Genomic DNA, 24,449 nt, shown 5'->3' with positions numbered 1-24,449 from the left:
TGTCTGAATCCAGACGCGAACGGTTCCCCGGGCGCCCAGGAAAGGACACAGAGCATGAGCGAGTCTGAGACACCCAAGCCCCACCACCAGCGCTGGCGCACGGGCGACGTCGTGGCCATGGGCCTGGCCGCCGCGCTCGTCGTCGGTTCCGCCGGAACCGGCCTCTTCGTCGCCAGCAGGGCCATCGAGAGCCAGTCCGCCCAGACCTCGTCGACCACCCAGACCGACACCACCGCCACCACCCAGGACTCCACCGCTCCCGACTCCACCACCCAGGACATCTCCGGCGGCCAGTCCTTCGGCGGGCCGGCCGGCGGATACGGCGGCGGCCAGACCGGCACGAGCGAGTCCACCACGACCACCCTCGAGACGACCGCGGCCACCGACGAACAGTCGGCGGGCGTGGTCGTGATCGACACCGTGCTCGACTACGAGAGCGCCGCCGCCGCGGGCACCGGCCTCATCCTCACCTCGGACGGCCGCATCCTCACGAACAACCACGTCGTGGAGGGCGCCACCAGCATCACGGTGACCGTGGTCTCCACCGGCGTCGAGTACACCGCGGAGGTGGTGGGCACCGACGCCACCGACGACATCGCCGTTCTCGAACTCGTCGACGCGAGCGGGCTGACCGTGGCGGACCTCGACACCACCGGCGACGTCGCGGTCGGCGACGCCGTGACCGGAGTGGGCAACGCCGGTGGAACCGGCGACCTGACCGCCGCGGCCGGCACCGTACTCAGCCTCGAGCAGTCGATCACCGCGCAGGACTCCGACGGCTCTGACGCCGAAGACCTCACCGGCCTGATCGAGGTCGACGCCGACATCGAATCCGGCGAATCCGGCGGGCCGCTCTATGACGCCGACGGCGAGGTCATCGGCATCGACACCGCCGCCTCCTCCGGCACCACGAACATCACCGGCTACGCGATCCCCATCGAAGACGCCCTCGAGATCGTCGACGCCATCGACGCCGCGGTCGCCACGGGCGTCGACACCGACACCATCACCGTCGGCTACCCGGCCTTCCTCGGCATCGGCCTGGGCGCAGCGTCCGGCACGACAGCGTCCAGCACGGATGCCGCGCTCGTCGCCGGCGTCATCGCCGACACCCCGGCCGAATCGATCGGCCTGGCCGCGGGCGACACCATCATCGCCGTCGACGGCATCGCCGTCGCCACCGCAACGGCCCTCTCGGCGGCCCTGGCCGGGTACAACCCCGGCGACACCGTGACGATCGACTGGGTGGATGCCGCCGGCGCCGCGCACAGCGCATCGGCCACTCTCATCGCCGGTCCGGTGGGCTGAGCCGACCCGCCTGTCACAACCGAGTGTGCCGCGATCACCGAGATCGCGGCACACTGTCTGCATGAGCCGAACCGACAAACGCCCCGCCACCTCGTCCGCCGCCGCGGGCTGGACCACCCTCACCTTCGTCTACCTCGCCCTGGCCGTGGTGGGTCTGATCGGCACCTGGACCTGGAACATCCAGGCGATCATGCAGGCCAGCGACTTCATCGGCGATTGGACCCTGAGCGGGCCCGCTGTCTCGTCACTGACCACCGACCTGCTCGTCGTCGCGATCGCCGGCAGCATCCTGATCATCGTCGAGGCGCGCCGACTGGGTATGCGGTTCGGCTGGGCCTACGTGGTCGTGGGGCTGCTCACGGCATTCGCGTTCACCTTCCCGCTCTTCCTCGCCCTGCGCGAGCGCCGGCTGGTGCTGTCCCGGTGAGGCTCAGCTGACATCCCCGGCCGCGAGACCGGCGTCGTCGCCGGCGAACCGCTCGCGCAGCGCAAGGAAGTGCGACACGGTGAGACCGTGCCTGAGCAGGTACGGCTCGGGGCCGCCACGGGCGGCGATGGCCGCCAGGGCGCCCAGCAGGGCCTCCGGCTGCGGCTCGGCCGGCAGTGCGGCGGCCACGGCCTCCTCGTGCGGGAGGCCGGCGGCGAGCAGGGCCAGGGCAAGCACGAGGCCGGTAGCGTGTTCGCCACCGGGGCCGTGCACCACGAGCGGGCCCTCGCCCTCGGCGAGCACGGCCACGGCGCCGGCCAGCTCACGGCCGCGGTCGGCGACCAGATGGGCGTAGGGCTGTTCTCGTTCTCTGGTGTGTTCTGCAGGTCGTTCGGTGGCGGAGCCAGTGGCGGACTCGGCGGCTGGATTGTTCATTTCACCCCTCCAGAACTGTGCGTCATCGCATGGCCTGTCGGCCAGGTTCCACCCAGTCTGCTGCGCCGAGGTGAACAGCAGGTGACACTCAGCCCAGGCACTCAGACCGGGTCGGCCTCCAGCAGGGCAGGTTCGCGGCGGCCCACCCGGCTCAATCCGATGGCCGCGGCCGAGATCATCACGATCACCGCGGCGATCACCACGATGTAGAGCAGCACAGACGGCCAGCCGCCCGGCTCGCCCGGATTGAGGAACGGGTAGGTCCACCAGTCGGTGAGGGCGCCGCGCAGCAGGGCGTAGGCCAGCCAGGCCAGCGGGTAGATCAGGGCGAACCAGATGCGCTTCCAGGCCAGCGCCGGGCGGCCGGGCGCCAGCAGCCAGTCCAGCAGGATCAGCGCCGGCGCCCAGACGTGCAGCACCTCGTTGGGCCAGTCGAGACCCGCGAAGCTGCCGTCGGAGGGCAGGTTGCGCAGCAGCAGGTTGTAGACCACCCCGGTGATCACGGCATACGCGAGGGTCGACATCCGCACCCGGGCCAACAGTTCGGGTTCGGCGGGCAGGCGCAGCGCGAGCACACCGCCGACGGCGAGAACGACGACGTTCATGAGGCTGGACTGGATGGTGAAGTAGCCGAAGTAGGCCGCGGGGTCGAAGGCGTCATTGAGGATCTGGTCGGTGATCTGGGTGATGATCGCGGTCAGCACGAGGGCGGCCAGCAGGATGCGCACCCCGCCCACCAGACGTCGATAGGGGGTGGGGCCCTCGGGGGCACGGGGCGTCGTCGCTGCAGAATTCACCCGTTCAGGTTAGGGCGTGGTTGCACCCCGGCGCGCGTGCGGACTACGCTCAAAAAGGAGTCAACTTCAAAAATCAGGGTTTCTGATTGACAAAGCATCTGACTCCGAAGGAGACACGGATGAACCACACCAGCGGCAACTATGAGGCCTTTGCCCGCCCCCGCAAGCCCGAGGGGGTGGACGAGAAGACCGCCTGGTTCGTGGGATCGGGTTTGGCGTCGCTGGCCGGCGCCGCTTTCCTGATCCGGGACGGCCAGATGGACGGCTCGAGCATCACCGTCCTGGAGCGGCTGCGGCTGCCCGGCGGCGCGCTCGACGGCATCAAGGCGCCTAAGAAGGGCTTCGTCATTCGCGGCGGACGCGAGCTGGAAGACCACATGGAGTGCCTGTGGGACCTGTTCAGGTCGGTGCCGTCGATCGAGATCGACGGTGCGAGCGTGCTCGACGAGTTCTACTGGCTCGACAAGGACGACCCCAACTACTCCCTGCAGCGTGTGACGGAGAAGCAGGGCAGGGACGCCGGCACCGACGGCCTGTTCACCCTGAGCGAGAAGGCGCAGAAGGAGGTCACCAAGATCTTCCTCGCCCCGCGGGAAGACCTGGAGGGCAAGCGGATCAACGAGGTGTTCTCCGCCGACTTCCTGGCCAGCAACTTCTGGCTCTACTGGCGCACCATGTTCGCCTTCCAGGAATGGCACAGCGCCCTGGAGATGAAGCTCTACCTGCACCGTTTCGTACACCACATCGGCGGCCTGCCCGACTTCACCGCGCTCAAGTTCACCAAGTACAACCAGTACGAGTCCCTCGTGCTGCCGCTCTACCGCTGGCTGCTCGAGAAGGGGGTCACCTTCAGGTTCAGCACCGAGGTCACCGACATCGACTTCGACATCAGCTCGGGCCGCAAGCAGGCCACGCGCATCCACTGGCTGGAGAACGGCGAGCCGGGCAGCGTCGAGCTCGGCGAGAACGACCTGGTCTTCACCACCATCGGCTCGCTCACCGAGAACTCAACGGATGGCGACCAGCACACTCCGGCGACGCTCGACGAGGGTCCGGCCCCCGCCTGGGACCTCTGGAAGAGCATCGCCAAGAACGATGTCTCCTTCGGGCGCCCGGAGGTGTTCTGCCAGAACATCCCGGAGAGCAAGTGGGCGTCGGCCACCGTCACCACCCTCGACCCGCGGATCCCCGCGTACATCGAGAAGGTCGCCAAGCGCGACCCGTTCAGCGGCACCGTCGTCACCGGCGGCATCGTCACCGCGCGCGACTCGAGCTGGCTGCTCAGCTGGACCGTCAACCGCCAGCCGCACTTCAAGCAGCAGAGCCCCGACCAGATCGTGGTCTGGGTGTACTCGCTGCTCGTTGACACCCCCGGTGACTACGTGAAGAAGTCGATGCAGGACTGCACCGGCGAAGAGATCGCCCAGGAGTGGCTGTTCCACCTCGGTGTTCCGGTGGCTGAGATCCCCGAGCTCGCCGCCGACGCGGCCCGCACGGTGCCCGTGATGATGCCGTACGTCACGTCGTTCTTCCTGCCACGTACGGCGGGCGACCGGCCGGCCGTGGTGCCCGCCGGCGCGGTGAACTTCGCGTTCATCGGCCAGTTCGCCGAGACTACCCGCGACACCATCTTCACCACCGAGTACTCGGTGCGCACGGGCATGGAGGCCGCCTACCAGCTGCTCGGCATCGAGCGCGGCGTGCCGGAGGTGTTCAACTCCACCTACGACGTGCGCAGCCTGCTCGCGGCGATGAGCCGGCTGCGCGACGGCGAAGAGCTCAACCTGCCCGTTCCCGGGTTCGTGCAGAAGCGCATCCTGAAGAAGCTGGAGACGACCGAGATCGGGGAGCTGCTCAGGGAGTTCGGGCTGATCGCCTAGAAGGGCCTGTGCCTAAAAAGGCCCGTGCCTTAGAAGGGAAACAACAACCGGTGCAGGAACTGGCGGGTGCGCTCGTGCGTCGGGTTGCGCAGCATCACCTTGGGGTCGCCGTGCTCCACGATGGTGCCGCCGTCCACGAAGGCCACCTCGGTGGCCACCTCCCGGGCGAACTCGAGTTCGTGGGTGACGATCACCATGGTCCAGCCCTCGCCCGCGAGCTCCTTGATCAGCCGCAGCACGTCGCCGACGAGCTCGGGGTCGAGGGCGCTGGTGGGCTCGTCGAAGAGCAGCAGGGTGGGGCGCAGCGCCAGGGCGCGCACGATGCCCACCCGCTGCTGCTGCCCGCCGGAGAGTTCGAACGGGTAGCTGTCGCGCTTGTCGCCGAGGCCCACCCGTTCCAGCAGCGCCAGCGCCTCGGCTTCCACCTCGGCGCGTGGACGCCGCTGCACGACGACGGGGCCCTCCATCACGTTCTCGAGCACGGTCTTGTGCGGGAACAGGTTGTAGTGCTGGAAGACCATGGCGGACTGGTCGCGCAGATTGGTGAGCGCCTTCTTGGGCACGCCTGCTCGTGAGCCGTGGGCTGCCCCGAAGTCGATGGTCACCGGGGCGTGCCTGGCGTCGTCGGCGCCGACGACACTAATGGTGCCGCCGTCGGCGATCTCCAGGCCGTTCAGGCAGCGCAGCACGGTGGTCTTGCCCGAGCCGGAGGGGCCGATCAGGGCCAGCACTGTGCCGCGGGCCACGGTGAGATCGACCGATTTCAGCACCTGGTTGGCGCCGAAGCTCTTCTGCAGGCCGCGAACCGTGAGCAGGGTCTGGGCAGGCGGAGTCTGGTCAGTGGGCGACATAACGGTCCAATCGCTTCTCGAGCACGCTCTGGCCGCTGGAGAGCACCAGGCAGATGACCCAGTACAGCAGCGCGGCCTCGAGGTAGAGGGCCATGAACTGCCCGCTGAACGCCGCCACCTGCTGAGCCTCGCGGAACAGTTCGGTGACCAGGATGAGCGAGGCCAGGGAGGTGTCCTTGACCAGGCTGATGAAGGTGTTCGACAGCGGCGGCACCGATACCCGGGCCGCCTGCGGCAGGATGATGCGGGTGAGCGCGCGCCGGTGCGACATGCCGATCATGTACGCGGCTTCCCACTGTCCCTTGGGCACCGAGAGGATGGCCGCGCGGATGACCTCGGCCGCGTAACCGCCGACGTTGATCGAGAACGCGATGATGGCGCTCGGCCACGGGTCGATCACCACACCGAGCGACGGCAGGCCGTAGAAGATCACGAACAACTGCACCAGCAGCGGCGTGCCGCGCACGATGGAGATGTACACCCGGGCGATCGACGACAACCAGCGCCGCCTGGACAGCCGCATCAGCGCCAGCCCGAGGGCCAGCACCAGGCCGATCGCGAACGACGACAGCGCCAGCGGGATGGTTCCCGTGATGGCGCCGTGCAGCATCGGCCACAGCGAGTCCAGCATCAACTGCCAGGTGGAGTCGGTCACTTCGAGACGTCGGCTCCGAAGTAGGTGTCGGAGATCGAGGCCAGCGTGCCGTCTTCACTCAGCGTGGCGAGCGCATCCGACACGGCGTCGGCCAGCGCGGTGCCGCCCTGGGCGAAGGCGAAGGCGCTCTCGGAGCGGTCGTCGGTCTCGGCGGCGATCTTCAGGCCCGCGGCGCCGGTCTGCTTCTTGTAGTCGAGGTAGGTGAGCTTGTCGTTGATGGTGGCATCGACCCGGCCGTCTTCGACCAGCGCAACGGACTGCGCCCAGCCTTCGACGCCCTGCACGGTGGCGCCGCTCTCGGTGGCGAGGGTGTTCCAGTTGCTGGTGAGCGACTGGGCCGTGGTCTTGCCGGCGAGGCTCTCGAACGAGGTGATGTCGGTGTTGTCCTCCGGCACCACGATCACGCCGGTGGAGTAGGTGTACGGGGTGGAGAACTCGTAGGACTTCTGGCGCTCCGGGGTGATCGACACCTGGTTGGCGATGGTGTCGAAGCGGCCGGCCTCGAGGCCGGCGAAGATCGCATCCCACTGGGTCTCTTCGAACGTGACCTTGACGCCCAGCTCGTCGGCGACGGCCTTGGCCACCTCGACGTCGTAGCCGGTGAGGTCGCCTGAGCCGTCGGCGTGGAAGGAGAACGGGCGGTAGGTGCCCTCTGTGCCGACGGTCAGCGTGCCGGACTCGAGTACCGAGCTGAGCGAATCGTCGAGGGCGGCCGTGCCGGAGCCGGCTCCGGAATCCGCGGTGGAGGCGCTGCACCCGGCCAGGGCGACCACTACTGCGACGGAGAGGAGGGTGGCTGTGGTGAGGTGGCGCTTCATGTGTCGGTTCATCCAAGTGCTGATCGCGGGCTGGTGGCTGGGCCCCTGCTGGAGCCGGTGGCGGTGCCCCCTGATGGGGAGGTGCTCACCGAAGGGTAACAAGGTCGACGGCCGGCCGAATATTCCGATGACGCCCGATGACACGGTTTCACCCTGTTCTGACCCCCTGTTCTGACCCCCTGTTGGGGCGGTCTCGCGCACCTGTCGGCGGTGCCCCTTTCGGCATATGCTGCCGCGGTCGCACTCAACCCGAAGGAGTACGCGTGAAATTGTCGATGCTTCAACACGATCGTTCGTCAGGTGTTCTGCTGGGCATGGCGTGTGGTGATGCCCTGGGCGCGGGCTACGACTACGCCGGCCCCCTGCCGCCCGACACGCCCGTGGGCATGCGCGGTGGTGCCGGAACGCACTGGGCCAGGGGAGAGTGGACCGACTACACGGCCCTGTCCGTGCCCGTGGCCAAGGCCGCGGCCGATGGACTCGACCTGCGCGAGGAATCCACCCTCGACCTCATCGTTGCCGAGTGGGTGGACTGGGCCAACACGGCGCCGTTCTCCGGCCTGCAGCTGGGGGCGGCGCTGAGCGGACCTGACCCCACCGCCGACGGGGTGCGCCGGGCCGCCCGCGATCAGCACGAACGGGTCGGCCGCAGCGCCGGCAACGGATGCCTGCTGCGCACGGCGCCGGTGGCGCTCGCGTTCCTGCACGACCCGGACGCCCTCGCCGACGCTGCCCGCACGCTCAGTGACCTCACCCACTGCGAGACCGACGCCGGCGATGCCTGCGTGCTGTGGGGACTGGCCATCCGTCATGCCGTGCTCGAGGGCGAGCTCGACCTGCGGGTGGGCCTGCCGATGCTGTCGCCCGGACGACGGGAGCTCTGGTCGGCCCGCATCGACCACGCCGAACGCCGGGAGCCGCGCGACTTCACCCGCAACGGCTGGGTGGTGCAGGCGTTGCAGGGCGCCTGGTCGGCCATCGTGCACACGCCGGCAGAGGATGCCACGCAGTTCCGGCGCGGCCTGGAGACCGCGGTGCGTGGCGGCGGCAACACCGACGCCGTGGCCGGTATCGCCGGGGCGCTCCTCGCCGCCCGCTGGGGTCTGGCGGCCGTTCCCAGCGAGTGGCGGCGTCTGGTGCAGGGCTGGCCGGGGTTGCGCGGCGCCGACCTCGTGCGCCTGTCGGTGCTCGCCGCGCACGGCCGCGACATCAATGAGGCCGGCGAACGGGAGAACTTTCGACTCCACGTAGTTCGAGAGGAGCCGGTGCGGGAGGCGCCGGTGCGGTAGGCGCCGGTTAGGAGCGCAGCGCCAGCGTGAACGGCAGCACGGCCGGCGCGCCCGCCCGGCGCAGCAGGCGGCCGGCGACAGTGAGTGTCCACCGGCTGTCGCCGAGGTCGTCGACCAGCAGCACCGGGCCGGTGGTCGCGGCGAGGTTCGCGGCGAGCTCCTGGCCCACCTCGAACGCGCCCCAGACGCTCGACAGCCTGTAGGCGCTGTTCCCGCCGGTCTCGCCGGTGGGCCCGGCGCCCACCAGGCTGAGCGTGCCCAGCTGCGGCAGCCTGCCCACCCGGCTGAGCTCGGCCGCCACCGAGGCCACGAGCAGCGGATGCGACCGTGACGGCATGGCCACCACGCCCACGGGCCGCTCGGCCCAGCCCCACTCGGCGAGCACCCGCACGCAGGCGGCCAGCATGGCCGCCGACGCCGGGGCATCCGGGGTATTGGGGGCGAAGACGTCGCGCAGGGAGTTGCCCCAGCCGAGGTCGGTGAGCCGGGCCAGCGCCCGGCCGGGCAGCACGCGCTCGCCCGGGTCGATGCGGCCCTTCGCGGAGACGCCGAGGCGGTCGGCGCCGGTGGGCCATTGCGCGCGCGGCTCGAGCGCCACACCCACCCTGTCGAGGGCGGATGCGGCCGTGCTCGCGGCGTCGGCACGCACGTCGGTGGGGTACCAGGGGGCTGTGCAGTTGTCGCAGCGTCCGCAGGGCACCGCGGTGTCGTCGTCGAGGGCGCGTTGCAGGAACTCCATCCGGCAGCCGGTGATGCGCTCGTAGTCGAGCATGGCGTTCTGCTCGGCGACCCTGGCCGCGCCGATGCGTTCGTACCTTTCGCTGTCGTAGACCCACGGTTGCCCGGTAGCGATCCAGCCGCCCGTCACCCGGCGCACGGCGCCGTCGACGTCGAGCACCTTGAGCAGCAGCTCCAACGGCGACCGGCGCAGGTCCACCCGGGACTCCAGCGCCGGCGTGGACAGCGGAGCACCGCCGGCGGCGTGCAAGGCGTTGAGCACGGCCTCGGCCTTGTGCTGGCTGGGCATCGACGAGGTGGCGAAGTACTGCCAGATGGCCTCGTCCTCCACGCCGGGCAACAGCAGCACGTCGGCGTTCTCGGTGGCGCGGCCGGCGCGGCCCACCTGCTGGTAGTAGGCGACAGGGGAGCTGGGTGCGCCGAGGTGCAGCACGAAACCGAGGTCGGGCTTGTCGAAGCCCATGCCCAGGGCGCTCGTGGCCACGAGGGCCTTCACCTGGTTGGCCTTGAGCAGGCCTTCGGACTCCTCGCGTTCGCCGGTGTCGGTCTGGCCGGTGTACGCGCGCACGGCGTGGCCGGCGTCGCGCAGCAGCCGGGCGGTGTCTTCGGCGGCCGACACGGTGAGGGTGTAGATGATGCCGCTGCCGGGCAGTTCGGCCAGGTGGCTGAGCAGCCAGGCCAGCCGGGCCCGGGAGTCCGGCAGCCGCAGCACCCCGAGCCGCAGCGACGCCCGGGCGAGCGGGCCGCGGATGGTGGCGACCCCTTCGCTGGTCGAGCCTGTCGCTTGGGTCGAGCCTGTCGAGACCCCCATCGACACCTGCTCCGCCACATCCGTCACCACCCGGCTGTTGGCCGTGGCGGTGGTCGCCAGCACGGGCACCCCGGCGGGCATCGCCGCGATCAGGTCGCGCAGCCGGCGGTAGTCCGGCCGGAAGTCGTGGCCCCAGTCGGAGATGCAGTGCGCCTCGTCGACCACGAGCAGGCCGGCCCGGTCGAGCAGGGTCGGCAGTTGCTCGTCGCGGAAGGACGGGTTGTTCAGCCGTTCGGGGGAGACCAGCAGCACGTCCACCTCGTCGGCGCGCAGCTGCGCGAGCACGTCGGCCCACTCGTGCGCGTTGGCCGAGTTGATCGACACCGCGCGCACGCCGGCGCGGGCGGCGGCGGCCACCTGGTCGCGCATCAGGGCCAGCAGCGGCGAGACCAGGATGGTGGGCCCCGCACCCTGGCGGCGGAGCAGCAGCGTGGCCACGAAGTACACCGCCGACTTGCCCCAGCCGGTGCGCTGCACCACGAGGGCCCGGCGGCGCTGGTCGACGAGTGTCTCGATGGCCTCGTACTGGCCCTCGTGGAAGTCGGCGTCCGGGCGGCCCACCAGCGTGCGCAAGATCTCGAGGGCGGCCTCGCGGGTGTCGGTCACGGCGCCGGTCATGACAGGGCGTCGAGCCTGGCGGCCACATCGGCGGGGAAGCCGCCGGTGGCGATCGGGCTCCACCGGCTGGGAGTGATGCGGATGAGGGACTTATTTTGCAGCGTCATGGCCTGGCGGTATTCGTCCCAGTCCGGGTGCTCGCCGGCTATGCAGCGGTAGTAGTCCACGAGCCCGTCACCCGCCTCCGGCATGTGCAGGATCTCGGCGGTGCCGTCCACCTGCACCCAGGCGCCGTCCCACTCGTCCGAGAGCACCAGCACCGAGGTCAGCGGGTCGCGCTCGGCGTTACGGGTCTTCGCCCGGGACGGATAGGACGAGATCACGATGCGCCCCACCTCGTCGACCCCGCCGGACACCGGGGACATCTGCGGCCGGCCGTCGCTGCGGGTGGTGGCCAGCAGCATCCGGTGCCGCGGGCGCACGAAGGCGAGCAGGTCGGTCAGGGAGACGGTGGTGCTGGAAGCGACGGTTCTGGCCATGCCCTCAGGCTAACGGGACCCGCTGACAGTGCTCTCGTCGGCGTGGGCGGGAACGGCGGACAGGTCGAGGTGCGTGATCTCCCAGAGGTGGCCGTCCGGGTCCTGGAAGCTGCGGGTGTACATGAATCCCAGGTCGTGGGAGTCGGCGGAGAAACTGCCGCCCGAGCGGAGGGCCGTCTCGGCGACCCTGTCCACGGTGGCGCGGTCGTCGACGCTGAGCGAGAAGATCGCCTCGCTCGCCGTCGTCGAATCGACGATCGGCTTGCTGGTGAACCTGGCGTAGCTGTCGTGGCTGAGCAGCATCAGGTAGAGGTGGCCGTCCTCGAGCACTATGCAGGCGGCGGACTCGTCGGTGAACTGCGGATTGACCGTGTAGCCGAGCCCGACATAGAAGGCCGTGGATCTCTCGAGGTCGGTGACGGGAAGGTTGAGGAACATCATCAGGGGCATGGGTCAATTCAATGGCAGCGCGCCGCCGTCTGCAACCTGTTTGGGGGGTACTGCGAGAGCACCGCAGAGAATACCCTGTGCCGTCAGTCCGGCCCGCTCAGCAGAAAATCGTGGGTCTGGCCCGGGTAGAGCTGCGCCTCGCGGCCTTCGACCCGCACCCGGATGGGCGTGGCCCCGCCGGCCGGCAGCTGCAGCCGCAGGTTGGTGGCCGTGACCTCCAGGCGGATCGGCTGCTCACGGTAGTTGATGCTGAAGGCGATCTTGTCGAGTTGGACGGGCAGCACCGGGTGCAGCCAGAGCATGTCGTCGCGGATCTCCAGCCCGGTGTAACAGCGCACCACCATGTCGATCGATCCGGCCATCGCGCCCAGATGGATGCCCTCGTTGGTGGTGCCGCCCTGGATGTCACCGAGGTCGCTGTCGAGCGCCTGGCAGAGCGCGGCCCAGGAGCGTTCGCGGTCGGCGCGGGCGTCGACCCAGGAATGCACGACGTTGCTCAGCGTCGACCCGTGCGTCGACCTGACCCGGTAGAACTCCACGGTGCGGCGGATCAGGTCGGGGGAGAGCGAATAGCCCAGCTCCTCGAGCAGCTCCCGCAGCTCCTCGGCCGAGAACAGGTAGAGCAGCATGAGCACGTCGGCCTGTTTGGAGACCCGGTAGTTGTTGGTGCTGTCGCCCTCGGCGTTGAGGATGAGGTCGAGCCGGCCGAGCGAGTGATCAGCGGAGCCGTACCGTGCGCGGTAGTGCGCCCAATCGAGCTCGGGCAGTGCCTCATAGCCGTCGAACTGGCTGAGGACCCCGTCGGCGTGGAACGGCACCCGCAGGCGCCGGCCGATCTTCTCCCAGGTGTCCACCTCGTCGGGGCGCAGCCGCAGCCGGTTCCACAACGGCCGGCAGGCGCGGCCCTCGAGCACGGCGACGGTGTCGACCGCGCGACGCATCACCCACGCGACCATGATGTTCGTGTAGGCGTTGTTGCGCACACCCTGGCCCGGATGCCCCGGCGGGCCGTCGTGGAACTCGTCCGGGCCCATGGTGCCGTCGATGTCGTACCTGTCGGCAGCCTCGTCGTAGACGGTGAGACTGGCGAAGAACCTGGCGATCTCCAGGAGCAGCTCCGCGCCCTGCTCGATGAGGTAGTCCACGTCACCGGTGGCCTGGTAATAGCCCCAGACGCTGTAGGCCAGCGCCAGGCCCACATGGTGCTGCAGGCCGGAATGGTCGGGCATCCACCGGTTGGTGCGCGGATTGAACAGTTCGGTGGGCGTGACGTCGCGCCCGTCGATGCCGCTCTGCCAGGGGAACCTCGCCCCCTCGTGGCCGGTGGCCCGTGCGGCGGCGCGTGCCTCGCCCAACCGGCGGTACCGGTAGCCCAGCAGCGCCCGGCTGAGGTCCGGCCGGCGCAGCGTGAGCACCGGGTAGACGAACACCTCGTCCCAGAAGACGTGGCCGCGATAGCCCTCGCCGTGCAGGCCGCGAGCGGGCACGCCGGCGTCGAGGTCGGCATCCACCGCGGCCACGGTCTGCAGCACGTGGAAGGTGTTGAGGTTGAGCGCGAGGGACTGCCGGGCGCCGCTGTGCAGGTGCACCTCGAATTCGTCCCAGAGGATCTGCCACTCCCGCTCGTGCGCCGCGAGCAGGTCGGCCGGGTCCGGCACCCGCCGCAACCAGGTGGCCACAGCCATCGTCGGCGACACCACGGCCCGGTCCCTGGAGGTGCTCAGCGTGACGACCTTCTCGACCCGCAGTGGCACACCACGCTCGAGGGTGAGGTCGAGTTCGTGGGCGACCCAGCGGCTGGAGTCGGTGAGGAACCGGCGGGTGGGGTTCAGCAGCGCGCCGTCGGAGTAGGCCCGGGTGCGGGAGGCCATGGCGATGTGGATGCCCGAGCGGGTGGTCTCCACCTCGAGGAGCACCGCGTCCGGGCCCAGTTCGGTGGCGGTGCGCGGCATCAGGTGCAGATGTGCGAGCAGCCGGTCGGCGGCGACGTTGCGGTTGGCCACCCGGCCGTCGATGGCCGACCGCACGGTGAGCGGCCCCGACCAGTCCTCGGCGACGAAGGTGGTCTCCAGCACGGCCACGTGCGGGGCGGCCTGCGAGACGAAGCGGCGGCTCTGCACCCGGGTGACGTGGCCGTGCGGGTCGCGGAAGCGCATCAGCCGGGTGAGCAGGCCGCGGCGCAGGTCGAGTTCCTGGCGGTACTCGAGCAGGTCGGCGGATTCAGGGTGGAACCAGCCGGTGTCCGGCGCGGTGAAGTCGCCCATCCGGTTGGTCGTGCCCCCGGTGCGGAACCAGAGCGAGAGCCAGTTGGGGGCGTTCACCATGTGCTCGTCGTCTCGCACGTGGGCAGCCGCCACCGGCGCCAGCACGGGCCGGCCGAGTACGCCGATCTCCGGCAGCGGTTCGAACGGGGTGCGCGGGCCGGGCATCACGGCGGTGGGGACGAGGTCCACCACAGGGTCGCCGACGGCCTCGCCCATGTGCACCTCGGTGCTCAGCGGGTTGTAGACGCCGGCGAGGTAGGTGCCCGGGTAGTGCACGGCGTCAGTGCGGGCCTCCGGGGCGGCGCCCCTGGTGCCCCAGTAGCCGTTGCCGAGGGTGCACAGGGCCTCACGGTAGCCCTCGGCCGCCGGGTCGAACCCGTCGAAGCGGAGCACCCACGGGTCCACCGCGGGTTCGGTCTCAGTCACGGATTCCTCCTCGTTCTTCCTGAGAGTCGCACCGCTTGCCGGCCTTGTCGAGGGCGGCGGGTGGGTTCGCCGGAGGGGCGGGTGGTTGGATGGAGCCATGACTTCTCTCTCGGCATACATCGACGACTTCGCCCGTTTCATCACCGCGTCGCCGTCGTCGTACCACGCGGCGGCCGAAGCGGCCCGTCGTCTCGACGCGGCCGGCTTCGAACGACGCGACGAGGCCGAGGACTGGTCGGTGCTGCCCGCGCAGGCGCACTCGCGGGCCGCAGCGGCGACAGCCGGCCGCCACTATGTGGTGCGCGACGGGGCGATCATCGCCTGGGTGCAGCCGGCCGGGGCGCAGGCGACCACGCCGTTCCGCATCCTGGGCGCGCACACCGACTCACCCGGCTTCAAGCTCAAGCCCAAGCCCACCACGGGGTCATTCGGCTGGTTGCAGGCCGGCGTCGAGGTCTACGGCGGCCCGCTGGCGAACTCCTGGCTCGACCGTGAACTCGAGTTGGCCGGCCGACTGGTCACGACCGACGGTGTCGAACACCTCGTGCGCACCGGCCCGTTCCTGCGGATCCCGCAGCTGGCCGTGCACCTGGACCGCTCCGCCAATGAGGGGCTCAGCCTCGACCGGCAGCGGCACCTGAACCCGGTCTTCGGCGTGGGCGACATCCGCCAGGCCGACCTGGTGGGACACCTGGCGGCGCTCGCCGGAGTGGCTGGCGAGGATGTGGCCGGCTACGACATCCTCACTGCCGACACCAACCCGCCCGCGAGGTTCGGCCTGAACGGGGAGCTGTTCGCCGCCGGGCGGATGGACAACCTCACCTCGGTGTACGCCGGGCTGGTCGCGCTGCTGGGAGTGTCCGACGATGAGGAGAGCATCAGCGTGCTCGCCGCGTTCGACCACGAGGAGCTCGGCTCGCAGTCCCGCTCCGGCGCGAGCGGCCCGATGCTCGACGACGTCCTCAGCCGCATCGGCGACGACCTCGGTGCCACCGTCTCCGAGAGCCTCCGCGCCTACGCCGACTCCTGGTGCGTCTCGGCCGATGCCGGCCACTCCGTGCACCCCAACTACCCCGAACGGCACGACCCCGCGAACCTGCCGCTGGCCGGCCACGGCCCGCTGCTGAAGATCAACGGCAACCAGCGTTATGCGACGGATGCGGCCGGTGCGGCCCTGTGGGCGCGCTGCAGCGCCGCGGCCGGCGTGCCCTACCAGGAGTTCGTGTCGAACAACACGATTCCCTGCGGCTCCACGATCGGGCCGCTCACCGCCACCCGGCTGGGCATCCGCACCGTAGACGTGGGCGTGCCGCTGCTGTCGATGCACTCGGCCCGCGAGCTGGCGCACGTGAACGACCCGTTCTGGCTGAGCGCGGGGATCAGCGCGTTCTTCGCCGGGGCGTAGGGGGCGTTCGCGGCACGTGTTTGCGTTCGCGGCACGTGTTCGTCCCGGTGGCACGTGTACGAACGCGTGCCGCCGGGCGTAAGACGGGCCGCGACCGCACGAACGCGTGCCGCGAGGGGGGCGGAGGGGGGCGGAGGGCGCGGCTACAGGCGGCCGGTGAGGCGGCCGTGCATGGCCCGGCTGCGCTCGTCGAGGCCGTGGAAGGTGACGGTGGCGGCGTGCTGGCGGTACTTGGTCTCCACCGAGTCGAGCACGGCCACGGTCGAGGCATCCCAGATCTGCGCCTGGGCGAGGTCCACGTGCACCAGGACGGGATCGGCGGCGTAGGTGAACTGCTCGACGAGATCGTTGCTGCTGCCGAAGAACAGCGGCCCGCTCACGTTGTAGCGCACCGAGAGGCCGTCGTCGGCGAGCACCCTGTGCACGGTCACGACGTGCGCCACCCGGCGGGCGAAGAGCACCATGGCCAGCACCACGCCGGCGACGATGCCGATGGCCAGGTTGTGGGTGGCCACGACCACGGCAACGGTGGTGAGCATCACGACGGTCTCGGGCACGGGCATCCGCCGCAGCGTGGCCGGCCGCACGCTGTGCCAGTTGACGGTGGTGAGGGCCACGATCATCATCACGGCGGCGAGGGCCACCATGGGGATCTGCTCCATCAGGCCGCTGAGCGCGGTGACCAGCACCAGCAGGAAGGCCCCGGCCACGAAGGTGGAGATGCGGGTGCGGGCGCGGCCGAGCTTGACGTTCACCACGGTTTGGCCGATCATCGCGCAGCCGGCGATGCCGCCGTAGAGGCCGGCCAGCATGTTGGCGATGCCCAGCGCCCACGCCTCGCGGCCCTTGGGTGAGCGGGTGTCGGTGATGTCGTCGACGAGTTTGGCCGTGAGCAGGGTCTCCACCAGGCCCACGAACGCCACGCTCAGGGCGGTGGGCCAGATGATCTGCAGGGTCTCCAGGTTCAGCGGCACGTTGAGCGGGGTGATGCCGGGCAGACCGCCCGAGACGTCGCCCTGGTCGCCGACGGTGGGCACGGCCAGGTGCCAGGTCATGGCGATCGCGGTGACCACCACGATCGCCACCAGGGGAGCGGGCACCACCCGGGTGAGCCGGGGCAGGCCCAGCACGATGAGCACGGTGAGGGCGAACAGCGGGTAGACCAACCAGGGCACGTCGATGAGGTGCGGCAGCTGGGCGACGAAGATCAGGATGCCCAGGGCGTTGACGAAGCCGATCATCACCGACCGCGGGATGAACCGCATCAGCCGGGCCAGGCCCGTGACACCGAAGAGGATCTGCACGAGTCCGGCCAGCAGCACCGCCGGCAGCAGGTACTCCACGCCGTGGTCGGCCACGAGCGGGGCCACCACGAGGGCCACCGCGCCGGCGGCCGCCGTGATCATGGCGGAGCGGCCGCCGAGGAACGACATCGAGACGGCCAGCACCACGGATGCGATCAGGCTCACCTTGGGGTCGACCCCGGCGATGATCGAGAACGAGATCACCTCGGGGATGAGCGCGAGGGTGGTCACGACGCCCGCGAGCACCTCGACGCTGAGCGCCTGGGGTTGGCGCAGCGTAGCGCGCACCGTCGGCGGGGTGGTGGGCAGAGCTGTGGCGGGTCGTTGGGGCACCGTGTAACTGTAATCGGCGCGAGACCTGAGCAGGTATAGACAGTTTCACTATCCGATAGTTACACTATCTGCATGAGAATGGCTGAGCTGAGTGCCACAAGCGGGGTTCCCGTGGCGACGATCAAGTACTACCTGCGGGAAGGGCTGCTGCCGGCGGGGGAGCGGCAGGGCCCGAACCAATCGCTGTACGGGCCGGAGCACCTGCGCCGGCTGCGCGTCATCCGTGGCCTGCTCGAGGTGGGCGGGCTCAGCATCGCCGCCGCCCACCAGGTGATCGACGCCATTGACTCCGATCTGGGTCTCGCCCACACCTTTGACATCGCCCAGCGCACGGTCTCGCCCCAGATCGACGGCGCGACGCTGGCGCCCGAGGCCGTGGCCCAGGTCGATGCGGTGCTGAGCGGATGGCGCGTCTCGCCGGACAACCCCGGCCGCCTGGCCGCGGCCCGGGTGCTGCAGACCTTTGCCGAGCTCGGCCAGCCCGACCTCAGCGGTTGGGTGCCCGGCTACGCGGCGGCGGCGCTCGCCGTGGCCGAGGCGGACCTCGACGAGATCGACGCCCGCTCCGACCGGGAATCCAAGACCGAGATGGTGGTCGTCGGCACAGTTCTCGGGGATGCCCTCTTCGCGGCCCTCCGCCGGGCGGCGCAGGAGCACGTCACGGCCCAACGCTTCGCCGGAGGCGCCCGGTGATCCCCGCTCCGCCCGCCATCCGCTGGCACCGGCCGCTGCTCTGGCTGGCGGCGGCGATGGCGATCCTCGCCGTGGGCGCCATCGTGGGCCTCATCGTTGATCCGCGCACTCTCACGGGCGCGCCGCTCTGGGCCAAGCCGCTGAAGTTCGCGATCTCTGTGGGCCTGTACGCCGTGACCCTGTCCTGGTTGATCGGGCTGCTGCCCGCGGCCCATGCTCGCCGCCGCCATCTGGCCTGGTGGGCCGGCACGATCGCCGCGGTCTTCCTCGTTGTGGAGATGGTGATCATCGTCGGAGCGGCCGCGGCCGGCCTGACCAGCCACTTCAACGTGTCCACCGCGTTCCACGCCGCACTCTGGTCGGTCATGGCGGCGTCGATCGTCACGGTGTGGGTCGCCGCCGTTCCCATCGCCATCCTGCTGCTCCGCGCCGACCTCGGCGACCCGGCCAGGGCCCTCGCGATCCGCGCCGGCCTGCTGATCGCCCTCGTCGGCATGGGCCTGGCGTTCCTGATGACCGGACCGACCGCCGCCCAGCTCGACGACTACCAGGGCATCGTCGGCGCGCACACCGTCGGCGTCGCCGACGGTGGCCCCGGCCTGCCGCTGCTCGGCTGGAGCACCGTGGCCGGTGACCTGCGCATTCCGCACTTCGTGGGGATGCATGCCCTGCAGGTGCTGCCGTTGGCCGCCCTGCTGCTCGAAGCACTCGCTCGATGGATGCCCGCGCTCGCCCGTCCGCTCGCCCGCCGTGGCATCCTGCGCGCGCTGGTCGGCCTCTACCTGGGCGTGCTGGCCCTGCTGACCGGCCAGGCCCTCGCCGGCCAGTCGATCGTGCAGCCGAACGCCCTGGTCATCACCCTCGCGGCCGCACTCTTCGGAGCGGCGACCGTAGCCATCGCCGTCACCCTGCGAAGGGAATCCCGCCGGGCTCGAGCCTAGGAGATCGCCAGGCGGGCGATGCGGGCTCGGGCGGCGTCCTCCGAGGTGGAGGAGGCGCCGAGCAGCAGGCGCACCAGGCCGAGCACGGCTCCGGTGGCCCACACCACGGGCAGGGGAGAGCGGCGGAGGCCCAGCATCCGCCGGTAGTCAACCGGGATCGACGCCACGGCGCCGGCGAACATGATGCGGTAGAACGGCAGCATGCCGCGCCGGAGCGGCGGATGGCGGATGAAGCGCACGGCCTCGGCCACCCGGTCGCCGCCCATCAGCACGCCGGCGTCGGAGAACGCCTTCAGCTCTGCGGCCAGCTCGGCGTTCGAGCGGGGCGGGTTCTGCACGCCCACGAGTTCGCCGGCCTTCGCCCACTCCCGCACGTACTGGTCGGCGCCGCCGGGAATCGGGCCGCCCCAGAGCGTGTGGCTGGCGAGGAAGGCATCCGTGAAGACCACGTGCACCCAGGAGAGCAGCTCGGGGTCGCCCGCCGAGTACGGGCGTTCGACCCCGTGGGCGTCGAGGTAGCTGCCGGCGACCCTGTCGTGGAACCGGCCGACCCGGCCGGACTCCTGCTCGGCCTGCCCGGTGGCGGCGAACGTCACCGTGACCAGCCACTGGATGGTTCCGCTGAGGCGGCCGAGCGGGTCCTCCCGGTACCTCGACCAGTCGTGCACCCCGGCCATGGCGCCCGGGTGCAGGGTCTGCATGAGCAGCGCGCGGATGCCGGCGACCATGGTGGCCATGCCGCCGTGCACAGCCCAGGAGGCCGACCCCGGCCCGAAGAAGCCGGCGTCGTCGCCCTGCTTCATGGTGTCCACCCAGGCCGGCCGGCCCTCGTCGTTGCCGGAGAGGGTGACGAGCAGGTGCGACCGCCAGCTGTTCACGAATCCGTCCAGAATGCTGCTCATTCTTCGAACCCTAATCGACGAGACCGTGCGGATGGCTGGATGTCCGCCGTAAACTCCGACCCATGAGAATCGAGAACATCGAGCTGCGCCGGGTCAGCCTGCCGTTGGTGCGGCCGTTCCGCACCTCGTTCGGCACCATCACAGAGCGCCAGATCTCCCTGGTGCACGTGTCGACGGCCGATGCAGAGGGCTGGGCCGAGTGCGCCGCCGAGGTGCGACCGTTGTACAGCTCGGAGTTCATCGACGCCAGCGACCTGGTGATCCGCGATCACCTGATTCCCCGGCTGGGGGCCCTCGGCGATGCCCTCACGGCCGAGCGCGTGGGCACCGCCCTCGCCCCGGTGAAGGGTCACCAGATGTCGAAGGCCGTGCTCGAGTCCGCGATCCTGGATGCCCAGCTGCGCACGACCGGCCAGTCCTTCGGCGGCTACCTCGGCGCTGTTCACGACACTGTCCCCGCCGGGGTATCAGTGGGCATCATGGATTCCCTCGACGACCTGCTCGAGGCCGTGGCCGGGTACCTCGACCAGGGCTACCTGCGTATCAAGCTCAAGATCGAACCGGGCTGGGACCTTGAGCCCGTGCGGGCCGTGCGCGAACGGTTCGGGCCTGACCTGCTGCTGCAGGTCGACGCCAACACCGCGTACACACTGGCGGATGCCCGACACCTCGCCCGGCTCGACCCGTTCGACCTCCTGCTCATCGAGCAGCCCCTGAACGAGCGCGACCTGCTCGGGCACGCCGCCCTGGCCCGGGTCATCCGCACGCCGGTCTGCCTGGACGAGTCGATCGAGTCGGCGCAGGACGCCGCAGCGGCCATCAGTCTGGGCGCGTGCAGCATCATTAACGTCAAGCCGTCCCGGGTGGGCGGTTACCTCGAGGCCCGGCGCATTCACGACGTCGCGGCCGCGCACGGTGTGCCGGTCTGGTGCGGCGGGATGCTCGAGACGGGCATCGGCCGGGCGGCCAACGTGGCCCTGGCCGGTCTGCCGAACTTCGTGCTGCCCGGAGACACCTCGGCCTCTGACCGCTATTACGCCCAGGACCTCACCGCCCCGTTCGTGCTCGAGGACGGCCACCTGCGGGTACCGACAGGACCCGGCACCGGCGTGGAGGTGCTGCCGGACGTGCTCGCCGAGGTGACCAGGTCGCGCCAGGACATCCGCTTCTAGCGGCATACGCTGGGCAGATGCCCTCCTACCGCGTGATCATGTCCATCGGCGCCCTGCAGCAGGGGGTGCGGCCCGACGCCGTGCTGCCCGCCGCGGCGAGGGCCGCCGCGGAGCGCACCACTGTGGAAGCCTCCGACCTGGCCGTTGTGGCCGGGTCGGCGCGAGCCACCGTGCGCTTCACAGCCGATGACGGTGATACGGCGCTGGCCATCGGGCGGCACGTGGTGGAGCAGACCCGACTCGTCGCCGAGCCGGTGACCTGGCTGGTCACCGAACGGGTGAAGGGGCGCTGGCTTCCGGTTCACTGACTCTTCTGCTGAGCTCGGCCGCCCGCACCGCATCCGCGCCGCGGCGCTGCTCGAGCCGCGCCGGCGCGATGATTGTGCCCCGGCGGCCGTCCACCACGAGCGGATCCGAAGCGCCGAGCACCTGGCTGCGCGCGGTGCCGTGCCGGTGCCAGAGGGACGCCGTCCAGGCGCTGAGCAGCGCGTCGATGAGGTCTTCGCGGTGCTTGTAGGCGGTGTCGGTGAGTGGCGTGGGCTCGGTGACCAGAGTGTCGGTGGCCTCGTGAGTGCTCAGATCCAGCGGGGGCGCGGCGTCGGTGAGCCGCCACATCCGTTCGATCAGGTCGTCGCACACCACGGCGCGCGCGGCGCGGCGGTCCACGATCGGCAGTGCGGAGCCCATGCGCTTGTAGCGGGGGCGTTTGTCGTCGTATCCGAACTCCGCGGCACCCACCAGGGTCGTATACGGGTAGCACTCGAAAAAGCTCGCCGCACCCGGCTCAACCGGGTCGAGCCCGTCGGTGTAGGTCCAGCCGCGCTCCTCCAACCGGCGGCGCAGACTCACACCGCCCAGGCGGGGCAACGCCTGATTGGAGGCGTTCGCGGACACGTGCCAGCGCCCGTACCTGGACCCGGTCTCGCGTTCGCACACGCGCATGCCGGTGGGGTTGTTCACCACCAGTGGCGCGTCGATGGCCAGCACGGCACCGGGCTCGACCAGCGACTGGATCCAGTCGACGACGTCGTCGATGCCGCGGGCCCAGCCGGCGTCGATCACCTGGCCGGTCTCGTCGATGCAGGCGAGGCCGCTCTCGTTGGCCGGCTTCGCCGCCGTGCCCTCTGCCCAGGCCAGATCCACCCCGAGGAATCGCGTCATGGCTTATGGATAGCACGCGCGGTGCGCGGGCGGAAGAGCCGATTGGCGTAGGCTCGTCAGGTTGTTCACCAGCAACAGCACATCCGACGACGGGGGAAGCGGCGATGACCGAGACGACCGAGAAGACGACGACCGAGCCGATCAAGCCGTCCACGAACCGCAAAGTCATCGCGCTGGCCATCGCCGGCGCGTTCGGCGGCTTCCTGTTCGGGTTCGACTCCTCGGTCATCAACGGCGCGGTCGAGGCCATCACTGGCCAGTTCGGCCTCACCGAAGCCCTCACCGGGTTCGCCGTTGCCAGCGCCCTGCTCGGCGCCGCGACCGGCGCGTTCCTCGGCGGCCGGCTGGCCGACAGGTTCGGCCGCATCCCGGTGATGCTGATCGGCGCCATCGTGTTCTTCGCCAGCTCGGTCGGCTCCGGCCTCGCCTTCAACGTGGTCGACCTCATCGTCTGGCGGGTGCTCGGCGGCATCGGCATCGGCCTGGCCTCCGTGGTGGCGCCCGCCTACATCGCCGAGATCTCCCCGCGGCAGATGCGCGGCCGGCTCGGCTCGTTGCAGCAGCTGGCCATCACCATCGGTATCTTCGCCGCCCTGCTCTCGGACGCGGTGTTCGCCACGACGGCCGGCGGCGCGAGCGAGATGTTCTGGTGGGGCCTGGAGGCGTGGCGCTGGATGTTCCTGGTCAGCGCGATCCCGGCGCTCATCTACGGTGTGATCGCGCTGCTGCTGCCGGAGTCGCCGCGCTATCTGGTTCTGCACGACAAGGAGCAGAAGGCCCGCGAGGTGCTCGTCAGGGTGTGGCCGAACGGCGATGTCGACCGGGAGATCCGCGACATGAAGGCGTCGATCGAGGATGATGTGAAGGCCAAGCGCACCGGGTCGCTGCGCGGTCCGGTCCTCGGCCTCAAGCCCATCGTCTGGGTCGGCATCATCCTGTCGGTGTTCCAGCAGTTCGTGGGCATCAACGTGATCTTCTACTATTCGACCACGCTGTGGAGCGCCGTGGGCTTCGAAGAATCCAGCTCACTGGCGATCTCGGTGGCCACCTCGGTCACCAACATCCTGGTGACCCTGGTGGCCATCGCCCTCGTCGACCGCATCGGCCGTCGGCCCATCCTGCTCACCGGGTCGATCGGGATGACGGTGTCGCTGGCCGCCATGGCCGTCGCGTTCAGCCAGTCGGTCACGACCGACGGCGAGCTCGCCCTGCCCGGTGCCTGGGGCCCGATCGCGCTGGTCGCGGCGAACGTCTTCGTGATCTCCTTCGGCGCCTCCTGGGGGCCGGTGGTCTGGGTGCTGCTCGGGGAGATCTTCCCGAACACCATCCGCGCCAAGGCTCTCGGCCTGGCCGCGGCCGCGCAGTGGATCGCGAACTTCCTGATCACGGTGACGTTCCCGCCGATGTCGGCGTGGTCGCTGCCGCTCACCTACGGCATGTACGCCCTGTTCGCGGGGCTGTCGTTCCTGTTCGTGCTCACCAAGGTGCCGGAGACCAACGGCATGTCACTGGACGAGGCGAACACCCTGCTGCCCAACAAGAACGCGGCGAAGCCGAAGCCTCAGCCGAAAGCGAAGGCGCGCCGCTAGTCAGATCAGGTCGCGGAGCAGTTCTTCCGGGCTGACGCCGCGAGTGGCGGCCCGGCGCTTGAGCCGGCCGAGCTCCTCCGCGCTGAGCGCCACCTGAACCGTGTGTGGGCGGTCGACCTCGAGGTCGAACAGCCCCAGTGGGGCGGATGCGCGTGGTGCGGCGGCCGTGACCGGTGCAGCCTTGACAGGTGCAGCCTTCGCCGCGGTGGCCGGTGCAGCGGGCACGGGCCCGCCGGCCACGAAGCCGGGACCGGTGCGGATGGCGCCGTTCCGCTGGTAGGCCTCGGAGACCGCGCGGGCGCGGGAGTCCGCGGCCTCGTTGAGCGGGTGGTTGGCGTGGCCCTTCACCCATTCGAAGCGGTACTTCCGGCCCACCAGGGCCTCGTCGATCTCCTGAAGCAGGTCGAGGTTCAGCACGGGCTTGCCGTCGGCCTTGCGCCAGCCCTTGGCCTTCCATCCGCGCATCCACTTGGTGATCGAGTTGATCACGTACTGGCTGTCGCAGAGCACGAGCAGGTCGTCGTCGACGTGGGCGGTGGCGCGGAACAGCTCGAGCACGGCCTTGAGTTCGCCCTGGTTGTTCGTGGCGTGCTTCCAGCCGCCCGCGGCCCAGTTGTTGTCGTCGATGTACCAGGCCCAGCCGGCCGGTCCCGGGTTTCCGAGGGCGGATCCGTCAGCGGCGGCAGTAATAGTCATGCGCTCT

At 70.1% G+C, this 24,449-nt stretch carries 23 protein-coding genes; 10 read left to right on the top strand and 13 right to left on the bottom strand.

The window, feature by feature from the left end:
- Window positions 1-54 precede the first annotated feature (54 nt).
- Window positions 55-1,308 (top strand): trypsin-like peptidase domain-containing protein, encoded by a 1,254-nt coding sequence (locus tag BJQ94_RS13020; protein WP_265398998.1) that lies wholly within the window; start codon window positions 55-57, stop codon window positions 1,306-1,308.
- Window positions 1,309-1,369: 61 nt separating this feature from the next.
- Window positions 1,370-1,735 (top strand): DUF2834 domain-containing protein, encoded by a 366-nt coding sequence (locus tag BJQ94_RS13015; protein ID WP_265398997.1) that lies wholly within the window; start codon window positions 1,370-1,372, stop codon window positions 1,733-1,735.
- A 3-nt stretch (window positions 1,736-1,738) separates the two neighbouring features.
- On the opposite strand, the gene BJQ94_RS13010 is transcribed toward BJQ94_RS13015, so the two are convergent.
- Both BJQ94_RS13010 and BJQ94_RS13005 read right to left on the bottom strand, forming a co-directional pair.
- Window positions 1,739-2,170 (bottom strand): tyrosine-protein phosphatase, encoded by a 432-nt coding sequence (locus BJQ94_RS13010; RefSeq protein ID WP_265398996.1) that lies wholly within the window; start codon window positions 2,168-2,170, stop codon window positions 1,739-1,741.
- 101 nt (window positions 2,171-2,271) lie between these two features.
- A complete protein-coding gene (locus BJQ94_RS13005) occupies window positions 2,272-2,967 on the bottom strand; it encodes a Pr6Pr family membrane protein (RefSeq protein WP_265398995.1) in 696 nt (231 codons plus the stop codon).
- A 119-nt stretch (window positions 2,968-3,086) separates the two neighbouring features.
- Between BJQ94_RS13005 and BJQ94_RS13000 the strand changes: the two genes are divergently transcribed.
- Window positions 3,087-4,847 (top strand): oleate hydratase, encoded by a 1,761-nt coding sequence (locus BJQ94_RS13000; RefSeq protein WP_265398994.1) that lies wholly within the window; start codon window positions 3,087-3,089, stop codon window positions 4,845-4,847.
- 29 nt (window positions 4,848-4,876) lie between these two features.
- Here the strand turns inward: BJQ94_RS13000 and BJQ94_RS12995 are convergent, their stop codons facing one another.
- The 3 genes from BJQ94_RS12995 to BJQ94_RS12985 are packed head-to-tail and all read right to left on the bottom strand — an operon-like array spanning window position 4,877 to window position 7,171.
- Complete coding sequence (locus tag BJQ94_RS12995) at window positions 4,877-5,698, bottom strand: amino acid ABC transporter ATP-binding protein (RefSeq protein WP_275875492.1); 822 nt, start codon at window positions 5,696-5,698, stop codon at window positions 4,877-4,879.
- Window positions 5,685-6,329 carry an amino acid ABC transporter permease gene (locus tag BJQ94_RS12990; RefSeq protein ID WP_265399022.1) on the bottom strand — a complete coding sequence of 215 codons (645 nt, stop codon included), beginning with the start codon at window positions 6,327-6,329 and terminating at the stop codon, window positions 5,685-5,687. The genes BJQ94_RS12995 and BJQ94_RS12990 overlap by 14 nt, the downstream gene beginning before the upstream one ends.
- 20 nt (window positions 6,330-6,349) lie before the next feature.
- Window positions 6,350-7,171: an amino acid ABC transporter substrate-binding protein gene (locus BJQ94_RS12985; protein ID WP_265398993.1), complete on the bottom strand. Its 822-nt coding sequence runs from the start codon at window positions 7,169-7,171 to the stop codon at window positions 6,350-6,352.
- Between the two features lie 137 nt (window positions 7,172-7,308).
- Here BJQ94_RS12985 and BJQ94_RS12980 point away from each other — a divergent pair, with 137 nt between their 5' ends.
- The gene (locus BJQ94_RS12980) at window positions 7,309-8,460 is read left to right on the top strand and encodes an ADP-ribosylglycohydrolase family protein (RefSeq protein ID WP_345893446.1); all 1,152 of its coding nucleotides are present in this window, start codon (window positions 7,309-7,311) and stop codon (window positions 8,458-8,460) included.
- Window positions 8,461-8,467: 7 nt separating this feature from the next.
- Here BJQ94_RS12980 and BJQ94_RS12975 read toward each other — a convergent pair whose 3' ends face one another.
- The 4 genes from BJQ94_RS12975 to BJQ94_RS12960 all read right to left on the bottom strand — a co-directional run bounded on the left by BJQ94_RS12975 (window position 8,468) and on the right by BJQ94_RS12960 (window position 14,246).
- The gene (locus BJQ94_RS12975; RefSeq protein WP_265398992.1) at window positions 8,468-10,627 is read right to left on the bottom strand and encodes a DEAD/DEAH box helicase; all 2,160 of its coding nucleotides are present in this window, start codon (window positions 10,625-10,627) and stop codon (window positions 8,468-8,470) included.
- Window positions 10,624-11,106, bottom strand: a complete 483-nt coding sequence (locus BJQ94_RS12970; RefSeq protein WP_265398991.1) for a PPOX class F420-dependent oxidoreductase — start codon at window positions 11,104-11,106, stop codon at window positions 10,624-10,626. Before BJQ94_RS12970 ends, BJQ94_RS12975 begins: the two co-directional genes overlap by 4 nt.
- Before the next feature lie 9 nt (window positions 11,107-11,115).
- Window positions 11,116-11,556: a VOC family protein gene (locus tag BJQ94_RS12965; protein WP_265398990.1), complete on the bottom strand. Its 441-nt coding sequence runs from the start codon at window positions 11,554-11,556 to the stop codon at window positions 11,116-11,118.
- A gap of 83 nt (window positions 11,557-11,639) precedes the next feature.
- Complete coding sequence (locus BJQ94_RS12960) at window positions 11,640-14,246, bottom strand: glycosyl hydrolase family 65 protein (protein WP_265398989.1); 2,607 nt, start codon at window positions 14,244-14,246, stop codon at window positions 11,640-11,642.
- Window positions 14,247-14,343: 97 nt separating this feature from the next.
- On the opposite strand from BJQ94_RS12960, the gene BJQ94_RS12955 reads away from it, so the two are divergent.
- Window positions 14,344-15,651, top strand: a complete 1,308-nt coding sequence (locus BJQ94_RS12955) for a M18 family aminopeptidase (protein WP_265398988.1) — start codon at window positions 14,344-14,346, stop codon at window positions 15,649-15,651.
- Window positions 15,652-15,794: 143 nt separating this feature from the next.
- On the opposite strand, the gene BJQ94_RS12950 is transcribed toward BJQ94_RS12955, so the two are convergent.
- Window positions 15,795-17,288, bottom strand: coding sequence for a SulP family inorganic anion transporter (locus tag BJQ94_RS12950; protein ID WP_265398987.1), 1,494 nt, complete (start codon window positions 17,286-17,288; stop codon window positions 15,795-15,797).
- Between the two features lie 72 nt (window positions 17,289-17,360).
- On the opposite strand from BJQ94_RS12950, the gene BJQ94_RS12945 reads away from it, so the two are divergent.
- Both BJQ94_RS12945 and BJQ94_RS12940 read left to right on the top strand, forming a co-directional pair.
- Window positions 17,361-17,981 carry a MerR family transcriptional regulator gene (locus BJQ94_RS12945; protein WP_265398986.1) on the top strand — a complete coding sequence of 207 codons (621 nt, stop codon included), beginning with the start codon at window positions 17,361-17,363 and terminating at the stop codon, window positions 17,979-17,981.
- Window positions 17,978-18,922: a hypothetical protein gene (locus tag BJQ94_RS12940; protein WP_265398985.1), complete on the top strand. Its 945-nt coding sequence runs from the start codon at window positions 17,978-17,980 to the stop codon at window positions 18,920-18,922. The genes BJQ94_RS12945 and BJQ94_RS12940 overlap by 4 nt, the downstream gene beginning before the upstream one ends.
- On the opposite strand, the gene BJQ94_RS12935 is transcribed toward BJQ94_RS12940, so the two are convergent.
- Window positions 18,919-19,824 (bottom strand): oxygenase MpaB family protein, encoded by a 906-nt coding sequence (locus BJQ94_RS12935; protein WP_265398984.1) that lies wholly within the window; start codon window positions 19,822-19,824, stop codon window positions 18,919-18,921. The genes BJQ94_RS12940 and BJQ94_RS12935 overlap by 4 nt on opposite strands.
- Before the next feature lie 62 nt (window positions 19,825-19,886).
- Here BJQ94_RS12935 and menC point away from each other — a divergent pair, with 62 nt between their 5' ends.
- Window positions 19,887-20,996 (top strand): o-succinylbenzoate synthase, encoded by a 1,110-nt coding sequence (gene menC, locus BJQ94_RS12930; protein WP_265398983.1) that lies wholly within the window; start codon window positions 19,887-19,889, stop codon window positions 20,994-20,996.
- A 17-nt stretch (window positions 20,997-21,013) separates the two neighbouring features.
- Window positions 21,014-21,304, top strand: coding sequence for a hypothetical protein (locus BJQ94_RS12925; RefSeq protein ID WP_265398982.1), 291 nt, complete (start codon window positions 21,014-21,016; stop codon window positions 21,302-21,304).
- On the opposite strand, the gene BJQ94_RS12920 is transcribed toward BJQ94_RS12925, so the two are convergent.
- Window positions 21,264-22,157: a DUF429 domain-containing protein gene (locus tag BJQ94_RS12920; protein WP_265398981.1), complete on the bottom strand. Its 894-nt coding sequence runs from the start codon at window positions 22,155-22,157 to the stop codon at window positions 21,264-21,266. The two genes, BJQ94_RS12925 and BJQ94_RS12920, sit on opposite strands and share 41 nt — an antisense overlap.
- Window positions 22,158-22,162: 5 nt before the next feature.
- Between BJQ94_RS12920 and BJQ94_RS12915 the strand changes: the two genes are divergently transcribed.
- A complete protein-coding gene (locus BJQ94_RS12915; RefSeq protein WP_265398980.1) occupies window positions 22,163-23,746 on the top strand; it encodes a sugar porter family MFS transporter in 1,584 nt (527 codons plus the stop codon).
- Here the strand turns inward: BJQ94_RS12915 and BJQ94_RS12910 are convergent, their stop codons facing one another.
- Window positions 23,747-24,442 carry an RNase H family protein gene (locus BJQ94_RS12910; protein ID WP_265398979.1) on the bottom strand — a complete coding sequence of 232 codons (696 nt, stop codon included), beginning with the start codon at window positions 24,440-24,442 and terminating at the stop codon, window positions 23,747-23,749.
- Between the last annotated feature and the right edge of the window lie 7 nt (window positions 24,443-24,449).

The sequence above is a fragment of the Cryobacterium sp. SO2 genome (genome assembly GCF_026151165.2).
Classification (GTDB): domain Bacteria; phylum Actinomycetota; class Actinomycetes; order Actinomycetales; family Microbacteriaceae; genus Cryobacterium.
The sequence above is the reverse complement of the archived record's forward strand: the minus strand, read 5'-3'. Positions and strand labels throughout refer to the sequence as shown.